Genomic DNA, 16335 nt, shown 5'->3' with positions numbered 1-16335 from the left:
AGTTAATGCCGCAGATTAAAATTCCCGCTACCTATATGCGCGGTGGCACTAGCAAGGGCGTATTTTTTAAGCTCAGCGATCTACCCGAGGCGGCACGACAGCCGGGTGTCGCGCGGGATCAGTTGCTGCTGCGAGTGATCGGTAGCCCCGACCCCTATGAAAAGCAGATTGATGGCATGGGGGCGGCGACCTCCAGTACCAGTAAAACGGTCATTCTGTCCAAAAGCGAGTCTCCGGAACATGACGTAGATTACCTTTTCGGTCAGGTCTCCATCGACAAGCCCTTTGTGGATTGGAGCGGTAACTGCGGTAACCTCTCCGCAGCGGTCGGCCCTTTTGCAATTGCCAACGGTTTGGTGGACTCGGCGCGTATTCCTGAAAACGGGGTGGCCGAGGTACGCATTTGGCAGGTAAATATCCATAAAACCATTGTCTCACGGGTGCCCATCGTTAATGGCGAAGTGCAGGAGACGGGTGATTTCGAGCTGGATGGTGTGACTTTTCCAGCTGCCGAGATACCGGTGGCATTTATGGACCCCGCTGACGGCGAAGGGGCAATTTTCCCCACTGGCAACCTCGTTGACCAGCTTGACGTTCCAGGCGTAGGAATATTGAAAGCGACGCTGATCAATGCCGGTATTCCCACAGTGTTTATTAACGCCGTTGATATTGGCTATACCGGAACTGAGCTTCAGGATGCGATCAACAGCGATAGCAAAGCACTGGCGATGTTTGAAACTATTCGTGCCCACGGCGCTGTGCACATGGGGTTAATCAGCGATGTGAGTGAAGCTGCCAGTCGTCAACACACCCCGAAAGTCGCTTTTGTAGCGCCACCGGCGGATTACATTTCCTCGAGTGGTAAAAACGTGCAGGCCGCCAATATTGACTTGGTGGTAAGGGCGCTCTCCATGGGGAAATTGCACCACGCCATGATGGGCACCGCCGCTGTGGCAATTGCTGCCGCAGCGGCCATTGAGGGGACGCTGGTGAATCTGGTCGCCGGTGGCGGTAAACGAAACGAAGTCACCTTTGGTCATCCTTCTGGCAGCCTGCAGGTGGGCGCTGAAGCTAGCTTGACAGAGGGGCGTTGGTTTATCGAGAAGGCGGTGATGAGTCGAAGCGCACGCGTATTGATGGAGGGGACAGTGAGAATTCCGGACGACAGCTTTTAGTCCATACTGAAATAGATGGTCATCCAGGAGGAAAGCATAATGACAGCCACTGCGTCAGCTACATCCGAAACCAATGAGCGCCCTGATTACGACCCAGAGCTACAGACCATTGCCGACTATGTATTGAATTATCAAGTCGAGTCCCAGGAAGCGCTGGAAACTGCCCGCTACTGCCTGATGGATACGCTAGGTTGCGGTCTGTTAGCGCTGCGTTTTCCTGAATGCACTAAGCATCTCGGGCCAATAGTGGAAGGCACGATGGTGCCGTTTGGGGCGCGAGTGCCGGGCACCTCGCTTCGCCTTGATCCGGTCAAGGCGGCGTGGGATATCGGCTGCATCATCCGCTGGCTGGACTATAACGATACATGGCTTGCCGCTGAGTGGGGGCACCCCTCCGATAATCTCGGGGCAATACTCGCCGTGGCCGATCATCTCTCCCAGCGGCGAGTGGCTCAAGGCGAAGCGCCGCTGGTGATGCGCGATGTGCTTAACGCTATGATCATGGCCCATGAGATACAGGGTGTACTGGCGCTGGAGAATAGCTTCAACCGCGTCGGTCTTGATCACGTGGTGCTGGTAAAAGTGGCGTCTACTGCGGTGGCCGCCAAGCTTTTGGGGGCTAATCGTGAGCAGCTGCTGTCAGCGCTCTCCCACGCCTGGGTGGACGGCCAGAGCCTGCGCACCTATCGTCATGCGCCCAACGCCGGATCGCGTAAAAGCTGGGCAGCAGGGGACGCCACCTCACGGGGCGTGCGCTTAGCGGATATCGCACTACGTGGCGAAATGGGGATTCCCAGTGCGCTATCGGCGCCCCAGTGGGGCTTCTACGATGTGCTGTTTAGCCATGCCAACAAAGATTTGTGCCTGAAGCCGGAAGCTGACCGCCGCCTTCGCTTCCAGCGCGAGTTTGGCAGCTACGTGATGGAGAATATTCTGTTTAAGATCTCCTTCCCCGCTGAGTTCCACGCCCAAACCGCTTGCGAAGCCGCCGTGACGCTGCACCCTCAGGTGAAAGATCGACTAGCCGAGATCGATAAGATCGTGCTCACCACCCACGATTCAGCCATTCGTATTATTTCCAAAACCGGCGCACTCGCCAATCCCGCGGATCGCGACCACTGCTTGCAATATATGACTGCGGTGCCGCTTATCTTTGGCGCGCTGACCGCAGAGCACTATGAAGATGGCTTCCATGCGGCCCATCCGCTGATAGATGAGCTGCGTGACAAGATGGTGGTAGAGGAAAACGCCGAATATTCGGCGGCTTACCACGACCCGGAGAAGCGCTCTATCGCTAATGCGGTGCAGGTGTTTTTCAACGATGGCACGTCAACTGATCATATCGCGGTAGAGTATCCGGTCGGCCATCGGCGTCGGCGAGAAGAGGGGATGCCGCTACTCGTTGAGAAGTTTGAGCGCCATTTGGCGACACGTTTTGCGGCAAGCCGTTGCCAAGCCATTACTCAACTATGTCGCCAACAGACAGCGCTTGAAGCCTTGCCCGTACACAAATTTATGGATTTGTGGATGATTTAAGGCGTGTATCAACAATAGCCCGATGCTTATGCCACCGGGCTATTGTAGTGGTTTACGAAAGATAGGCTCCCCAATAAGGCTATTCAAACGTGACTTGTTCGCGCATGCGGTCCACCGTGGCAGGGCCAATGCCGCTGACGCGTTCAAGATCCTCAACGCTTTCAAAGGCACCATTGGCTTCACGCTCTTCAATGAGCGCTTCAGCTCGGCTGGGACCAATGCCCGGTAGTTCGGCCAGTAGTTCAGCGTCGGCGGTATTGACGTTAATCGGGGCCACCTCTTGAGCCATCACGCCACTTGAAAGTCCTAAGCTAACGCTAAGCAGTAGTGCGGCCAACATTGCTTTAAGTGTCATGTTCATCCTCAATGATCCTGTTAATAACGTTGGAGTACGTGGGTTGCAGAGACGACGTTGCTTAGTGGTTTTCACCCATGCTCGGATTATCGATGAGCAAGTTAAACGCCGCTGCATCATTAACTTAGCTTTATTAAAAGCGCGTTTCTGTAAGAGATCTATGACAGCGTTTGTAAGTTTTTTGCTATACATTTATGGCAAAAGGCTTACATGCCGCTTGCATGTTGGGGGGCGTGGAGTAGGGCGAGGCTGATATAATGATCAAAAACGTATTTGGAGTAACGTTGTGGTCACCGATTCCCCGATTATTATTGCCCTTGATTACCCTTCGCTAGATGCTGCGCTCTGCATGGCGGATCAATTAGACCCCGCCCGCTGCCGAGTGAAAGTAGGTAAAGAGCTGTTCACGCGTAGCGGCCCCGCTGTGCTTGAGGCGTTACACGGGCGTGGCTTTGAGGTGTTTCTGGACCTTAAATTTCACGATATTCCCAATACCGTTGCCAGCGCCGTGCAGGCGGCGGCGGAGCAGGGGGTGTGGATGGTCAACGTGCACGCTAGCGGGGGGCGGCGGATGATGGAGGCGGCTGTGCAGCGCCTGGATCAGCACGCTTTAACGACCCACTTAATCGCCGTCACTGTATTGACCAGTATGCAGGCCGACGATTTGGCGGAGTTAGGCATAAAGGCCCCACTGGCCGAGCACGTGGAGCGCTTGGCGCTGCTGGCGAAACAGAGTGGTTTGCAAGGAGTGGTCTGCTCAGCCCAGGAGTCAGCGCGGATTAAAACCCTATGCGGGGAGTCTTTCTTGAAGGTGACCCCCGGTATTCGGCCAAGCTTTGCAGCCGCTAATGACCAGCAGCGGACGATGAGCCCCTGGGAAGCCATTGAGGCGGGGAGTACTCATCTGGTGATAGGGCGACCCGTTACTCAGGCCGAGGACCCTATGGCCGCGCTGGAGGCGATTGAGGCCGAGTTGGCGCACCGCTAAACAAATAGCACGGCTAGCTATTCTCCCTCTACGCCTATGACCGGCTTAATCGTGCCCCAGTAGCGGCAGCTGGGGCACTGCCACTGTAGCGCGTCGCTGGCAAAGCCGCAGCGTTGGCAGCGATGGCGCGTACGGTTAAGCAGCAGCGCATCGGTATGATGCTTTAGTAGCAGCAGGCGGGTATCAGGTGAGGGCTTTCCGCTAAGCCGCTGGCTTTCAATATATAGGTCGATCAGATAATCCAGCCCGCCTAAGCTTGGCACTGCGCGCAGGCGTTCACCGATCAACTCAATCGCTTTGTCGACACCATCACGCTGATGAACGAGCTGTCCTAGCGCAATAATGGTACTGGTGTAAGGTGCTTGCTCCAGCAGACGGTAGAGGTGAGCCTCAAATCCCGCTTCATCGTTATTGCGCAAATAGGCGTGTTTGAGAGCAGGCAGCATGGTGGGAATATAGGCTATGTCCTGCCTCGGGATGTTGTCTAATCGCTCTATAGCGCGGGCATAGTGTCCGTTGTCCATCTCAAGTTCGGCCAGCAGCAGCGTGGCGCGAACGCAGTTTTCATCCAGTTGCAGGGCTTTCTTGAGGTTTTTTTTAGCCAGTGCTCGGCTGGCTTCACTAATTTCTTCCAGCGCCAGCTCGCATAGCCAGTGAGCTGCGGGGCGGCGCATCTTGGGATACTGTTTGAGCAGCGGCTGGATCACGTCGAAGGCTTGCTGCCAGGCTTTTTCGCGTTCTAATAAGTCGACAAGCAGCTGTTTGGCCGCATAGCGGTGATCATCATCACCGCTGTTTTCCAGTAGTGTATTGAGTAACCGCTGCGCGCGGTCATGAACACCAAGGGCCATAAAGTCCCGGGCAAGTTCAAGCTGGATCTGTTCGTTGGTATGCTGCGAAAGGGCGGGCCGTGCCAATAGGTTTTGGTGAATGCTGACCGCTTTATCGGCCTCGCCGCGGGCGCGAAACAGTTTACCCAGCGCGATGTGGGTATGAACCGTGTCGCTGTTGACCGAAAGCACGTTGATAAAGGTATTAATCGCTTCGTCGGGCTGCTCGTTAAGCAGGTAGTTTAGCCCGACGAAGTAATCCCGGGAGAGCGCCTGCGAGGAGGACGCAGACGGCTGGGAGCGATGTCGGCGGCGTCCGGCTTGGCGATAACCTAACCCGTAACCGATGGCAATGGCGACCAGCAGTACGCTTAGCAGCGCGACATCCAGCATTTATGCCAGTTCCTTGAACTCCTGGGTGCGTAGACTATCCAGCTCTTTACGCTGCTGCTTATTGTGTCGCTGACTGCGGGCCAGGGTCGCCTTTAATCGCACGTAGACACCCAGCATGGCGAGCATGCCCAGCACAACGCCAAACACCAGTGTCGCTAGCAGCCAAACCGATAGCGATACCGCTGGCAGCTCCAGCCAAATAAGGTTCAAGGCAATGGTTTGCTGATTATTAACGGCAAACAGGATGCCTACCAGCACTACTATGAGCAAAATAACGGCTAGAATCAGCCCTTTGATCCAACGCATGTGAGTTTCCTAGTCTGTGACGTTCACGGTAGCGCTATTGTGTACGACTCGAGCGGCGACGTCATCCCACAGAAGGTCGGATAACCCGAATTAGCCGCGTTTAGTAGCCGAGTGCTCGACTAGCATCTACCTGCTCGCGTAGCTCCTTGCCTGGCTTAAAGTGCGGCACATACTTGCCTTCCAGATCAACGGCGTCGCCTGTTTTTGGATTGCGCCCTACCCGCGGCTCCCGGTAGTGCAGTGAAAAACTGCCGAAACCACGGATCTCAACGCGACCACCGCTAGAAAGAGAATCCGTCATGTCGTCGAGGATAATACGCACCGCCGTTTCAACATCTTTGGCGGACAACTCCGGCTGACGCATCGCAATTTGTTCGATTAATTCAGATTTAGTCATCGGTTGGCTCCCTGCAAACATTGAAGGCCGTGACGCGCTCTCGACCTCGCTAACATCAAATTCAGCATACTGCGCAATTCACTATAAAACAATTCAGATAAAACAAGGTTCTAGGTACTTTCACAGCATAGGCGAAGTAGGGCGCTGGCGCGACCCTGTGGCTTAGGTATACTGGCCCTTCATTTCTTAGATCGGAGCGGCTGACGTTGAACGACGATAATTCCCCAGCAGCCATTTTGCGCAAACGGCTTTACTGGCACTCCCGGCGCGGTATGTGGGAGCTTGATCTGCTGCTTATACCCTTTCTAGAGCAGCGTTTTGACCATCTCAGCGAAGCGGATCAACTGGCCTATCAACAGCTGATTGAAGGTGAAGATCAGGATCTTTTTGTTTGGTTAATGCACCGTGAGTGGCCCGAGGAGCCTAGCCAGCGGCGTATCGTAAAAATGATCGTTGAACATGCTGAAACCACCGATAATTCTGCCTATCGTACCCTCTAAATATTGGCTAATGGCCCAGTATGGGTTGTTGGTTGGGTTAGGGGTGCTGAGCTATTGGGTGGGGGGTAAGCTTGCGGCAGGGGCGATGGTAGTGTTTGGCACTGCCTTTGGGTGGCGGGGCTATCTTCGTCAACCTAAAGAAGTGCTCTCGCTGACGTCGATGGGATCACACTTCCAGGGCCGCTGGCTGAGTGATTCGTCGTCAGCGGAGGAGGGTCTCACCCAACGTGAGTTGCAGGGTGAAACGCATCAAGTGCACTGTGACTATTTAGGGCCCTGGTTGATTGGGCTTTACGTGGGTAAGCAGCGGGTTTGGCTCTGGCCTGATAGCGCGCCGCAAAAAAGCCTGCGTGAAACACGTAAGTTATTTCACCGTCCCGGTCGTTAAATCGGTTATCGAAAGCGCAGAGGCAACGGCTTCGGGCTGATGGTGGGGCCAGTCGGTGGCGTAATGCAGTCCGCGGGACTCATGCCGCTGCTGAGCGGCGAGTACCGTCAATATGGCTAGCTGTAGCGTTTGCTGTAAGCGTTTGCCTTCCGGGGCAGTTAAGGCCCCTTCTAGTTCTTCCAGGCTGTTTAGCAGCGCCTTCAAGTTCGCCAGGGCAGTATTTAGCCCGGTTGCGCTGCGCACAATCGAGACATGCTGGCTCATGGTGGTGCGCATCTGTTGACGTATGGCGCTGAGCTTTGCCTTGGGAAAAACGGCTGCAGCCCGCGCCGGGGGCTGGAACTCGCTAACCTTGGGCGTTTGGCCGCCTTGTTCCTGTCCGTCTGCTAACAGCGCTTGGGCACAGCTGCGTGCAAACACTAAACACTCTAACAGTGAGTTGCTGGCCATTCGGTTAGCGCCGTGCAGGCCCGTGCAGGCCGTTTCTCCGATAGCATAGAGGTGGGCTACGTCGGTGGCACCTTGTAGGTTAGTGGCGACACCGCCGCAGCTATAGTGGGCAGCAGGCACCACGGGAATGGCCCGCTGGGTGATGTCGATGCCTCGGGAAGCACAGTGCGCCAGAATAGTGGGGAAGTGGTGGTGGATCGCATTTTCACCTAAATGACGAATATCCAGCCATACATGCCCTAGGGTGCCGCGCTGTATCTCAGCGTCAATGGCGCGCGCAACGATGTCACGGGGAGCCAGCTCGGCGCGCTTGTCTTGTGCAAGCATAAAGCGTTGACCTGCTTCATTGAGCAAATGTCCGCCCTCCCCACGAACCGCTTCGCTGATCAAGAACGCTGGGCCTTCGGGGTCAAAGAGGCAGGTGGGATGAAACTGCTGGAACTCTAGATTCATTAACCGAGCGCCCAGCTCTGCGGCCATCATCATGCCTTCGCCGCTGCTTGGAGAGGGCGTCGTGGTGTGGCGGTAAAGACCGCTTGCCCCGCCGGTTGCCAGTACGGTATGGCGTGCGGTGAGCGAATGCCACTGGTGGTTGGTATCGTTGCCATAGGCGCCGCAGCAGGCGCCTTGATCATCTTTTAGCAGGCCAACCACGGTTAGATCGTTGCGCTGGGTTATGTTGGCATGCTGCGCAACGCTGGCTAATAGGGTGTCCACCACGGCGCGGCCTGTGGCGTCGTCAGCGTGGATGATGCGCCGGGCATTGTGACCGCCTTCACGGGTGAGGTGATACGGGTAGCGCGCGGCGGGGTCGGGCTCAGGTGTAAAGGGAACGCCCTTATCAATCAGCCACTGAATGGCCGCGGGGCCGTGGGTAACGGTAAAGCGAACGGCCTCTAAATCGCATAGGCCATCACCCGCGATCAGAGTGTCGTTGATATGCGCTTCGAGATCGTCATCCGGCGAGAGCACGGCGGCAATACCGCCTTGGGCCCAGCGGCTGGCGCCTTGGTCGTCTTGAGCGGGGCGCACCAGTGTGACTGACATATGATCAGCAATTTCCAGGGCAAGGGTCAGTCCAGCGACGCCGCCGCCAATGATAAGTACATCGGATGTTGGCGTGCTCATAGTGCCCGCTCCTTCTTGATACTGAACGAAATATTGTAAGCCCTAATCGTCGCAAGCTTCGCCGAGGACAAATAATTAGAAGGCAGGCATCATAGCGCGGCGATTAGTGTTTAGCGATGCTTCGGCTTAAGAAATGAGTGATATTCGAGCACGCAAATAGGCGCAGCAAAGGGCTGCGTAATGAAAATCAATATAGAAAGTTAAATGACTGAGAAAGAAAAGCTGGGAGAAGTGAAAAACAGAGAATGGTGCCCGGAGCCGGACTTGAACCGGCACGGGGTTGCCCCCGAGAGATTTTAAGTCTCTTGCGTCTACCGATTTCGCCATCCGGGCAATACATGACAAGCAATCACATCACAATGCTGTTTCATGCTACTTAAAACACCATTGCTACACAAAGATGGAGGCTGGAGTCGGAATCGAACCGGCGTACACGGAGTTGCAGTCCGCTGCATAACCACTCTGCCATCCAGCCTCAAGAGTCGTTGGAGCGGGAAAGGAGATACGATCGGACTGGAGCACCAGCTCACGACCCTAGCCTGCTTTACCACACTATCCAAGTTGGAGCGGGAAAGGAGATTCGAACTCCCGACCCTCGCCTTGGCAAGGCGATGCTCTACCACTGAGCTATTCCCGCTCGACTCGAGGGCGAATTATACGGATCGCCGCCGGGTTGTCAATCAATGAATTAATTCGTGTTCCCTATTTACTAATCAGCAGCTTACATGGAGCGGCTAAGATGCGGCCAGGCGGCTTTCAGGTACTGAATCATCGACCACAGCGTCAGGATAGCGGCGGTATACAACACTACAACGCCCAGCAGCGCAAATTCGTGCGTCGGCGGAAGCGCCAGCAAGATTAGCAGCGACACCATTTGCAGGGTCGTTTTCAATTTGCCCACCCAAGAAACCGCCACCATACCGCGTTTGCCCATTTCGGCCATCCACTCGCGCAGCGCTGAAATAACAATTTCACGGCCAATGATCACCAGCGCCGGAAGCGTTAGCACCAGGGTGTCATAACGCTCGATCAATAACGCCAGGGCCACGACGACCATGAGTTTGTCGGCTACCGGGTCTAGAAAGGCGCCAAAAGGCGTTGACTGGTTCCAGCGTCGCGCTAAATAACCATCCAGCCAGTCGGTAATAGAAGCCAGTCCAAAGAGGCCCGCCGCCACGGGCATGCTCCAACTGAAGGGCAGGTAAAACAGCACCACTAGCAGCGGAATAAAGGCGATTCTCGCCAGTGTCAGTATGTTGGGTATGTTCATCGCAGGGTGCGATCCTTGCCGGAAAATCAGAGGATTCGAAGTGTCTGGGGCTTATTCTATCCCCCTTGGTCGATAGCATCCATGCCAAACGGGCGTTTATCCGTTGAGCGCCCGATAAATACTCTCTGCTAACGACGCATTAATGCCCGGTACGCGGGCGAGTTCATCGCGACTGGCCTTTTGTACACCCTGCAGGCCGCCAAAGAAACGTAATAACTCGCGCCGACGTTTAGGGCCGATGCCGGGGATATCCTGCAGGGTGGAAGTGCGTCGCGCTTTATCGCGCTGAGCGCGGTGGCCCGCAATGGCGAAACGGTGAGATTCATCGCGAATATGCTGGATCAGGTGTAAAGCGGGGGAGGCCGGATCCAGGTCGAGCGGGTTGTCAGCGGTTTCCACAAACAGGCTTTCAAGCCCCGCTTTGCGCGTAGTGCCCTTGGCGACGCCTAATAGCATGATGTTGCTGATCTCAAGTTGTTTAAACACCTCGCGGGCCATATTAAGCTGCCCCTTGCCCCCGTCGACGATCAAAATATCAGGGGCAATCGCTTCACCGCTTTTTACCCGCTTAAGACGCCGTGTCAGGGCCTGCTGCATAGCCGCGTAGTCGTCGCCGGCGGCGACCCCTTCAATACGAAAGTGGCGGTAGTCGCTTTTACGGGGACCTTGATGATCAAAGACCACGCAGGAGGCAACAGTCGCCTCGCCGTGACTATGGCTAATGTCAAAACACTCCAGACGCTGTGGTGTGTTCTCTAAGCCTAACGCTTTCTGCAGGGCGGTAAAGCGCTGGGTAAGCTGGGTTTGATTGGCCAGTTGCGAGGCCAACTGCTGCTCAGCGTTAGTCATGGCGAGCTGTTGCCACTGGGCACGGTGGCCGCGCACTTGGCTGGTGACACGAATGCGTTTGCCCGCCTGTTGGGTCAGCGCTTCGGCGATCAGTTCGCTGTCGTCTAGCGGATGGCTAGTAATCACTTCGCTGGGCACGCTGTGCGGCTGACCAAAATAGTACTGGCTAACCACCTCGGTGAGTAGCGTCTCTAGCGGTAGATCCAGATCGTTTTTTGGCGTGTGGTGGCGTGCTCCTAATAGGCGGCCGTCGCGGACGCTTAACACTGAAACACCCAGCGCACCGGGGCGCTGGGCGAGGGCAAAAATGTCAGCATCCCCGCCACCGGTATCAACAAACTGGCGCTGCTGGAGCTGGCGCAACTGCTGAACCTGGTCACGCAGGCGAGCGGCTTCCTCAAAATTGAGTGCCCGGCTGGCCGTCTCCATCGCCTCCATTAATTCCTGGGTAACACTTTCACTTTTGCCCTCCAGACACATTACGGCGTGTTCGAGGTCACGGCGGTAGTCTTCGGCGGAAATGTAGTCGACGCAGGGGGCGCTGCAGCGCTGTATCTGATACTGCAAGCAGGGGCGCGAGCGGTGGGCAAACACGCTGTCTTCGCAGTTGCGGATACGAAATATCTTCTGCATCAGCGCTAAGCTTTCACGCACGGCGCCGCTGCTGGGGTAGGGGCCTAAATAGCGCCCATCGTCGCTGCGTTGCCGGGCGCGTTTATACTCAAGTGCCGGGTAGGCGTGGCGGTCAGTGACAAACACAAACGGGTAAGACTTGTCGTCGCGCAGCAAAATGTTATAAGGGGGGCGCAGTTGTTTGATCAGTGTTTGTTCGAGGAGCAGCGCTTCGGTTTCCGTGCGCGTGACGGTGACTTGAACGTCGGCGATACGCCCCACCATGGCCTGGGTTTTAGTGTTCAACTGGCCACGAAAATAGCTGGCAAGGCGCGCTTTTAAGCGCTTGGCTTTGCCCACATAGAGGGTGTTGCTTTGCTCATCAAGCATCCGATAAACCCCAGGTGAGGAGCTTACCGAGCTTAAGAACTGTTTTGAATCAAAGGTCATATCAGCGTGTCGGTACCCAATAACAGCAGGAGAAAATGGGGTTATATTAGGGTGCCGTCAAACCCCTCGACTAGCCCGTGACGGAGCGCTAGGTGAGTAAGCTCGACGTCAGTAGCCACCTGTAGTTTATCAAACAGTCGATAGCGATAGGTATTGACCGTTTTAGGGCTTAAGTGGAGGCGATCGGAGATATCTTGCACACGCTGGCAGTTAACAATCATGAGCGCAATCTGTAGCTCGCGGTGGGAGAGGTGGCTAAACGGATTATCCTCATCGGTAAAGTGTGACATAGCCAGTCGTTGGGCGATTTCCTGGCTCACGTGGCGTCGGCCATGGAATACCTGACGGATGGCGTCGGTCATTTCCAGGGCATCTGCCCCCTTGCTCAAAAAGCCCGAGGCGCCGGCTTCCAGCATGCGGCGCAGTACGCTGTCTTCCATATGTGCGGTTAAGATCAGCACCTTCACGTCTTTCATGTTGCGGTGAATACGTCGAGTGGCTTCAAGCCCGCCGATGCCTGGCATGCGAATGTCCATCAACACGATGTCGGGTTTTAAATGGCGGCATTGGGTTACCGCACTTTCACCGTCGTCGACCTCGCCCACAATTTTAATGTCACGCTCTTCGTTTAGCAGGTGAGCAATGCTAGTTCTGACTAGGTGATGATCATCGGCGATAAGTACAGTGATCAATGGACAGGCTCCTGCTTGGAAACATCATGGGCTCAGGCGTTGGCCTCGGGTGCTGCTTTATCGTGTCAGCTGCATATAGAGTGCCACAGCTAACGACAAAGGAGAATTAGTTGGCCGCTGATGATGTGGATACTTGACCAAGATACATGTTCAACGTAGTATTCGCCTCGCTGTTGAAGGATAGCATGTGGGGCCTTAGCTCAGCTGGGAGAGCGCAACACTGGCAGTGTTGAGGTCAGCGGTTCGATCCCGCTAGGCTCCACCATTATTTTGCGTTACAAAAATTCCAGAAAAAAGCCTCGTTTAACAACGAGGCTTTTTTTTCGACTTTAAAAGCTGATTACGCAGCGATTTTTCCTAGCAGTAAAAATTCAATTAGCGCTTTTTGCGCGTGCAGACGATTCCCGGCTTCCTGCCAAACTACCGCACGCGGGTCGTCGAGCAGGGTGTGGCTAATCTCTTCGCCGCGATGCGCGGGCAGGCAGTGCAGAAAGAGTACGTCCTGGTTGGCTTGATCAAGCATCGCTTCGGTGACTTGGAAACCTGCGAAGTCGGCCTCACGTTTCGCCTGTTCCTCTTCTTGGCCCATAGAAGCCCAGACGTCGGTGGTGATTAAGTCAACCTGTTTTACCGCTTCCTGTGGGTCGTGCAGCAGCGTCACTTGATCGCCAGCGGCCGCCATAATGTCTGCACGAGGCTCGTAGCCTTTGGGGCAGCAAATGCGCAGATGGAAACCAAACTGGCGAGCGGCATTAATCCAGGAGTGGCACATATTGTTGCCATCACCGATCCACACCGCTGTACGTCCTTTTACACTGCCGCGTAGCTCGGTCCAAGTCATCACGTCGGCAAGTAGCTGGCAGGGGTGGTAATCATCGCTCAAGGCGTTAATGACCGGTACGCTGCTGGCGCTGGCGTAGGTTTCTAGCCCTGCGTGGGAGAAAGTGCGAATCATGACCGCATCGACCATTTCAGACAGTACGCGAGCGGTGTCTTCAATCGGCTCGCCTCGGCCTAGCTGGGTATCCCGGGGGGAGAGAAATAGTGCGTGGCCGCCAAACTGTGCCATTCCCGTTTCAAATGAAACCCGCGTACGCGTTGACGATTTTTCAAAGATCATCGCCAGAGTGCGGTTGGGTAATGGTGTATAAACAGGACCTTGGGCTTTGAGATTGGTTTTGATCGTAATGGCGCGCTGGATCAAATAGTCCAGCTCATCCGGGGTCAAATCTAGCAAGGTCAGGAAATGGCGTGTCGCCATAAGAGCTTCTCTCCGCGCAAAAACACTATCCTAGCGATGCCGCAGGGGATGCGCAACGCGGACGGCATGCGTAGAATGCCCTTTACACGTTAAAGCCGAGCGCTCTACTCAGGTACTAGTCTCAAGTACTCACTACAAGAGCTAGGTTCAAGAGCTAGGTTTAATAATCAGGTTCAAGGGCCAAGCTAGGTAGAGGAGTGAGAGGGCATCGGTCATTGATAAGCGAGGAGATAGTATGAGTACGACTGCCGAAAACATTCAGCGTCAAATTAGCGAAAATCCGATCCTGATTTACATGAAAGGGTCGCCCCAGCTGCCCCAGTGCGGGTTTTCTGCCCAAACCGTTCAAGCGCTAATGAGCTGCGGAGAGCGTTTTGCATTCGTTAACGTCCTGGATAACCCGGATATTCGCGCCGAGCTGCCCAAGATTGCCAACTGGCCAACCTTCCCGCAGCTGTGGGTTGAAGGCGAGCTGGTGGGAGGCTGCGATATCGTGGTTGAGATGCACCAAAACGGCGAACTGGAAAAGCTGGTGAAAGCCGCTGCTGAGCGTGCGGGTGCAGCGGAAGGTGGGGATAACGCCTAGGCGCTATCGACCACCCCGCTTTATCCAAGCGGTTGGCGGGCTGCGGTGCAACCGCTAGAATGGCGTTTGTTCTCGTATCATCTTTGTTATGCATCGTGGCCTTTGCCCCGCGCTGGCGACAGCGCGGGGCAAGTCAGCCCGCCGAAGGAAGTACAGCTTCATGAGCTATCAGGTTCTGGCCCGCAAGTGGCGGCCTCGCACATTCCACGAACTCGTGGGCCAGGCCCATGTTCAACGCGCCTTGGTCAATGCCCTTGATCAGGGCCGTCTGCACCATGCTTACCTATTTACGGGTACCCGCGGGGTGGGCAAAACCACCTTGGCGCGTATTCTTGCCAAATGTTTGAATTGCACCGCCAATGGTCGTGGCGATGAAGGCATTACCTCTACTCCCTGTGGGCAGTGCGATAGCTGCCAAGCGATTGATGAAGGCCGCTTTGTTGATTTAATAGAGGTCGATGCGGCGTCAAGAACCAAAGTGGAAGATACCCGGGAACTGCTGGACAATGTCCAGTACGCGCCGACTCAAGGGCGTTATAAGGTGTACCTGATCGATGAGGTGCACATGCTTTCCACCAGCAGTTTCAATGCGCTGCTGAAAACGCTGGAAGAGCCGCCTCCCCACGTTAAATTTCTGCTGGCGACCACCGACCCGCAAAAGCTGCCGCCGACGGTTCTCTCGCGCTGCCTCCAATTTACCCTCAAACATATGCCGCCAGAGCGCGTGGTTGAGCACCTGACCTATGTACTGGGTGAGGAGCACGTTGAGTTTGACGAAAGTGCGTTATGGCTATTGGGTAAAGCTGCGGAAGGTTCTATGCGCGATGCCATGAGCCTAACCGATCAAGCCATTGCGTTTGGTCAGGGGGCGGTGCGCCATGCGGATGTGGCCGCCATGCTGGGCACCTTGGATCACCGCCATATTCTTGGGCTGGCAGAAGCCCTGGCCGATGTGGATGTGCAGCGCCTGCTGGGCGAAGTAGCCCAACTAGCCGAACAAGGCCCTGACTTTGCCGCGGTACTGGATGAGCTTTCGAGCATGCTCCACCGACTAGCGGTGGCGCAGATGGTGCCGGACGCCGTGGATAACAGCCACGGGGATCGTGACGTTATCCTGAAACTGGCGAGCCGCTTTACCGCCGAGGACATTCAGCTCTATTACCAAATTGGTATTCAGGGCCGCGGGGACATGGTGCATGCCCCTGATCTGCGCAGTGCATTAGAGATGACGCTGCTGCGCATGCTGGCGTTTCGCCCTCAAGGGGTGCCGAAACCGCCGCGTACCCCGCTACCGCTGCGCCGCGAGCCTTCAGAGACGGCAGCGACTCAAGCGTCAGTGGTGGAGGCGGCTTCACCAGCGGCGCAGCCCGCGCCAGAAGCTGATACCCCGTCAGAGGCTCCGCAGCCAGAAGCTCAGACAAAGCCGCCAGCAGAGCCTCAGCCGCAAGCGGCCGTGCCTGCTGCCGAAGAGGAGCCTCCGCTGCAAGAGCCACCTCCTTGGACACTCGAAACTGATACAGCCGTGACCGAGACTGATGCTCCCCAACAAGCTGCTGAGCCAGCGGCGATGGCTGAGCCTGAGCGGACTACTGAGCCAGAGCCAACCATAACCCCTGAACCAGCCGCTGGGGCTGAGACTGTAGAGCCCACCACGGCTGAGGCGCCAACAGCTCAACCAGAGGCTCTTTCAGAAGCCAGTCCAGAACCCCAGTCAGAAGCCATTCCCGAAACTGTTCCTGCAACCGTTCCTGAAGCCCTGTCAGGCAAGCTGGACAATGCTAAGTGGTTGGAGTGTTTTGACTCCCTGGGTTTGGGCGGCTTAACCCGTAACTTGGCGGGCAACTGCTTGGTCGAGAGCGACGACGGCACGTTGCTGACGCTGCGCTTAGATCCCAGTCAAGAAGCAATGCAGGCTGAGGTACACCAAACGCGTATTGAGCGGGCGCTAAAGGAGCAGGGTATACCCCGGCGAATAGCGTTTTACGTTGCCGAGTTGTCTAATAGCCTGGAAACGCCCCGCCAGCGCGAAGAGCGCCTTAATAAAGAGCGCCATGCCCAGGCGGTTGATCTACTCAATCACGACCCCCATGTACAGAAGTTACAGCAGGCGTTTGGGGCAAAGCTGATAGAATCCAGCGTAAAGCCTGCCGACGCGATACGCTAAGCGCT

The 16335-nt window shown here is 55.7% G+C and carries 16 protein-coding genes and 4 tRNA genes; 8 read left to right on the top strand and 12 right to left on the bottom strand.

All coding sequences use genetic code 11. The annotated features are described in order from the left end of the window. Nucleotides 1-5 precede the first annotated feature (5 nt). Nucleotides 6-1175 carry a 2-methylaconitate cis-trans isomerase PrpF gene (gene prpF / locus ACT3UM_RS08205; RefSeq protein WP_498897762.1) on the top strand — a complete coding sequence of 390 codons (1170 nt, stop codon included), beginning with the start codon at nt 6-8 and terminating at the stop codon, nt 1173-1175. A gap of 39 nt (nt 1176-1214) precedes the next feature. Continuing rightward, a complete protein-coding gene (prpD, locus tag ACT3UM_RS08200; protein WP_498897760.1) occupies nt 1215-2711 on the top strand; it encodes a 2-methylcitrate dehydratase in 1497 nt (498 codons plus the stop codon). A gap of 79 nt (nt 2712-2790) precedes the next feature. Here the strand turns inward: prpD and ACT3UM_RS08195 are convergent, their stop codons facing one another. Next, on the bottom strand, nt 2791-3072 hold the full coding sequence (locus tag ACT3UM_RS08195; protein ID WP_035583909.1) for a ComEA family DNA-binding protein: 282 nt from the start codon (nt 3070-3072) through the stop codon (nt 2791-2793). 280 nt (nt 3073-3352) lie between these two features. Here ACT3UM_RS08195 and pyrF point away from each other — a divergent pair, with 280 nt between their 5' ends. Further along, nucleotides 3353-4054: an orotidine-5'-phosphate decarboxylase gene (gene pyrF, locus ACT3UM_RS08190; RefSeq protein ID WP_498897758.1), complete on the top strand. Its 702-nt coding sequence runs from the start codon at nt 3353-3355 to the stop codon at nt 4052-4054. Nucleotides 4055-4071: 17 nt separating this feature from the next. Here the strand turns inward: pyrF and lapB are convergent, their stop codons facing one another. The 3 genes from lapB to ACT3UM_RS08175 form a co-directional block, all read right to left on the bottom strand. After that, nucleotides 4072-5277, bottom strand: coding sequence for a lipopolysaccharide assembly protein LapB (lapB, locus tag ACT3UM_RS08185; protein ID WP_498897756.1), 1206 nt, complete (start codon nt 5275-5277; stop codon nt 4072-4074). Continuing rightward, the gene (locus ACT3UM_RS08180) at nt 5278-5583 is read right to left on the bottom strand and encodes a LapA family protein (protein ID WP_035583902.1); all 306 of its coding nucleotides are present in this window, start codon (nt 5581-5583) and stop codon (nt 5278-5280) included. Nucleotides 5584-5683: 100 nt separating this feature from the next. Then, nucleotides 5684-5980: an integration host factor subunit beta gene (locus tag ACT3UM_RS08175; RefSeq protein ID WP_007113226.1), complete on the bottom strand. Its 297-nt coding sequence runs from the start codon at nt 5978-5980 to the stop codon at nt 5684-5686. Nucleotides 5981-6186: 206 nt separating this feature from the next. Between ACT3UM_RS08175 and ACT3UM_RS08170 the strand changes: the two genes are divergently transcribed. Together ACT3UM_RS08170 and ACT3UM_RS08165 are read left to right on the top strand one after the other, a co-directional pair. Beyond that, the gene (locus ACT3UM_RS08170) at nt 6187-6480 is read left to right on the top strand and encodes an FAD assembly factor SdhE (protein ID WP_498897753.1); all 294 of its coding nucleotides are present in this window, start codon (nt 6187-6189) and stop codon (nt 6478-6480) included. Next, a complete protein-coding gene (locus ACT3UM_RS08165) occupies nt 6440-6868 on the top strand; it encodes a hypothetical protein (RefSeq protein WP_498897751.1) in 429 nt (142 codons plus the stop codon). Before ACT3UM_RS08170 ends, ACT3UM_RS08165 begins: the two co-directional genes overlap by 41 nt. Here ACT3UM_RS08165 and nadB read toward each other — a convergent pair. The 7 genes from nadB to uvrY all read right to left on the bottom strand — a co-directional run bounded on the left by nadB (nt 6845) and on the right by uvrY (nt 12319). Beyond that, a complete protein-coding gene (gene nadB / locus ACT3UM_RS08160) occupies nt 6845-8446 on the bottom strand; it encodes an L-aspartate oxidase (RefSeq protein WP_498897749.1) in 1602 nt (533 codons plus the stop codon). The genes ACT3UM_RS08165 and nadB overlap by 24 nt on opposite strands. A gap of 246 nt (nt 8447-8692) precedes the next feature. Further along, nucleotides 8693-8779 (bottom strand) — tRNA-Leu (locus tag ACT3UM_RS08155). 68 nt (nt 8780-8847) lie between these two features. Further along, nucleotides 8848-8921, bottom strand: a tRNA-Cys gene (locus ACT3UM_RS08150). An 87-nt stretch (nt 8922-9008) separates the two neighbouring features. Continuing rightward, nucleotides 9009-9083: transfer RNA gene (locus ACT3UM_RS08145), tRNA-Gly, on the bottom strand. A gap of 84 nt (nt 9084-9167) precedes the next feature. Continuing rightward, on the bottom strand, nt 9168-9716 hold the full coding sequence (gene pgsA, locus ACT3UM_RS08140; protein ID WP_227405431.1) for a CDP-diacylglycerol--glycerol-3-phosphate 3-phosphatidyltransferase: 549 nt from the start codon (nt 9714-9716) through the stop codon (nt 9168-9170). Between the two features lie 96 nt (nt 9717-9812). After that, nucleotides 9813-11627: an excinuclease ABC subunit UvrC gene (uvrC, locus tag ACT3UM_RS08135; RefSeq protein WP_498897747.1), complete on the bottom strand. Its 1815-nt coding sequence runs from the start codon at nt 11625-11627 to the stop codon at nt 9813-9815. 41 nt (nt 11628-11668) lie between these two features. Beyond that, nucleotides 11669-12319 carry a UvrY/SirA/GacA family response regulator transcription factor gene (gene uvrY / locus ACT3UM_RS08130; protein WP_498897745.1) on the bottom strand — a complete coding sequence of 217 codons (651 nt, stop codon included), beginning with the start codon at nt 12317-12319 and terminating at the stop codon, nt 11669-11671. Between the two features lie 189 nt (nt 12320-12508). On the opposite strand from uvrY, the gene ACT3UM_RS08125 reads away from it, so the two are divergent. Then, nucleotides 12509-12584 (top strand) — tRNA-Ala (locus ACT3UM_RS08125). A 75-nt stretch (nt 12585-12659) separates the two neighbouring features. On the opposite strand, the gene argF is transcribed toward ACT3UM_RS08125, so the two are convergent. Further along, on the bottom strand, nt 12660-13580 hold the full coding sequence (gene argF, locus ACT3UM_RS08120) for an ornithine carbamoyltransferase (protein WP_498897743.1): 921 nt from the start codon (nt 13578-13580) through the stop codon (nt 12660-12662). A gap of 235 nt (nt 13581-13815) precedes the next feature. On the opposite strand from argF, the gene grxD reads away from it, so the two are divergent. Both grxD and dnaX read left to right on the top strand, forming a co-directional pair. Further along, nucleotides 13816-14166: a Grx4 family monothiol glutaredoxin gene (gene grxD / locus ACT3UM_RS08115; protein WP_133732744.1), complete on the top strand. Its 351-nt coding sequence runs from the start codon at nt 13816-13818 to the stop codon at nt 14164-14166. Between the two features lie 160 nt (nt 14167-14326). Continuing rightward, complete coding sequence (gene dnaX / locus ACT3UM_RS08110) at nt 14327-16330, top strand: DNA polymerase III subunit gamma/tau (RefSeq protein ID WP_498897741.1); 2004 nt, start codon at nt 14327-14329, stop codon at nt 16328-16330. Nucleotides 16331-16335 lie beyond the last annotated feature (5 nt).

It is taken from the genome of Halomonas sp. AOP13-D3-9 (assembly GCF_052379125.1).
GTDB lineage: Bacteria > Pseudomonadota > Gammaproteobacteria > Pseudomonadales > Halomonadaceae > Vreelandella.
This window is presented reverse-complemented; position numbering and strand designations above follow the sequence as displayed.

Excerpts from the sequence above, each read along its gene's own strand:
- prpF (WP_498897762.1), top strand. The coding sequence starts at position 6 with ATGCCGCAGATTAAAATTCCCGCTACCTATATGCGCGGTGGCACTAGC.
- prpD (WP_498897760.1), top strand. The coding sequence starts at position 1,215 with ATGACAGCCACTGCGTCAGCTACATCCGAAACCAATGAGCGCCCTGAT.
- ACT3UM_RS08195 (WP_035583909.1), bottom strand. The coding sequence starts at position 3,072 with ATGAACATGACACTTAAAGCAATGTTGGCCGCACTACTGCTTAGCGTT.
- lapB (WP_498897756.1), bottom strand. The coding sequence starts at position 5,277 with ATGCTGGATGTCGCGCTGCTAAGCGTACTGCTGGTCGCCATTGCCATC.
- ACT3UM_RS08180 (WP_035583902.1), bottom strand. The coding sequence starts at position 5,583 with ATGCGTTGGATCAAAGGGCTGATTCTAGCCGTTATTTTGCTCATAGTA.
- ACT3UM_RS08175 (WP_007113226.1), bottom strand. The coding sequence starts at position 5,980 with ATGACTAAATCTGAATTAATCGAACAAATTGCGATGCGTCAGCCGGAG.
- ACT3UM_RS08165 (WP_498897751.1), top strand. The coding sequence starts at position 6,440 with ATGCTGAAACCACCGATAATTCTGCCTATCGTACCCTCTAAATATTGG.
- nadB (WP_498897749.1), bottom strand. The coding sequence starts at position 8,446 with ATGAGCACGCCAACATCCGATGTACTTATCATTGGCGGCGGCGTCGCT.
- pgsA (WP_227405431.1), bottom strand. The coding sequence starts at position 9,716 with ATGAACATACCCAACATACTGACACTGGCGAGAATCGCCTTTATTCCG.
- uvrC (WP_498897747.1), bottom strand. The coding sequence starts at position 11,627 with ATGACCTTTGATTCAAAACAGTTCTTAAGCTCGGTAAGCTCCTCACCT.
- argF (WP_498897743.1), bottom strand. The coding sequence starts at position 13,580 with ATGGCGACACGCCATTTCCTGACCTTGCTAGATTTGACCCCGGATGAG.
- grxD (WP_133732744.1), top strand. The coding sequence starts at position 13,816 with ATGAGTACGACTGCCGAAAACATTCAGCGTCAAATTAGCGAAAATCCG.
- dnaX (WP_498897741.1), top strand. The coding sequence starts at position 14,327 with ATGAGCTATCAGGTTCTGGCCCGCAAGTGGCGGCCTCGCACATTCCAC.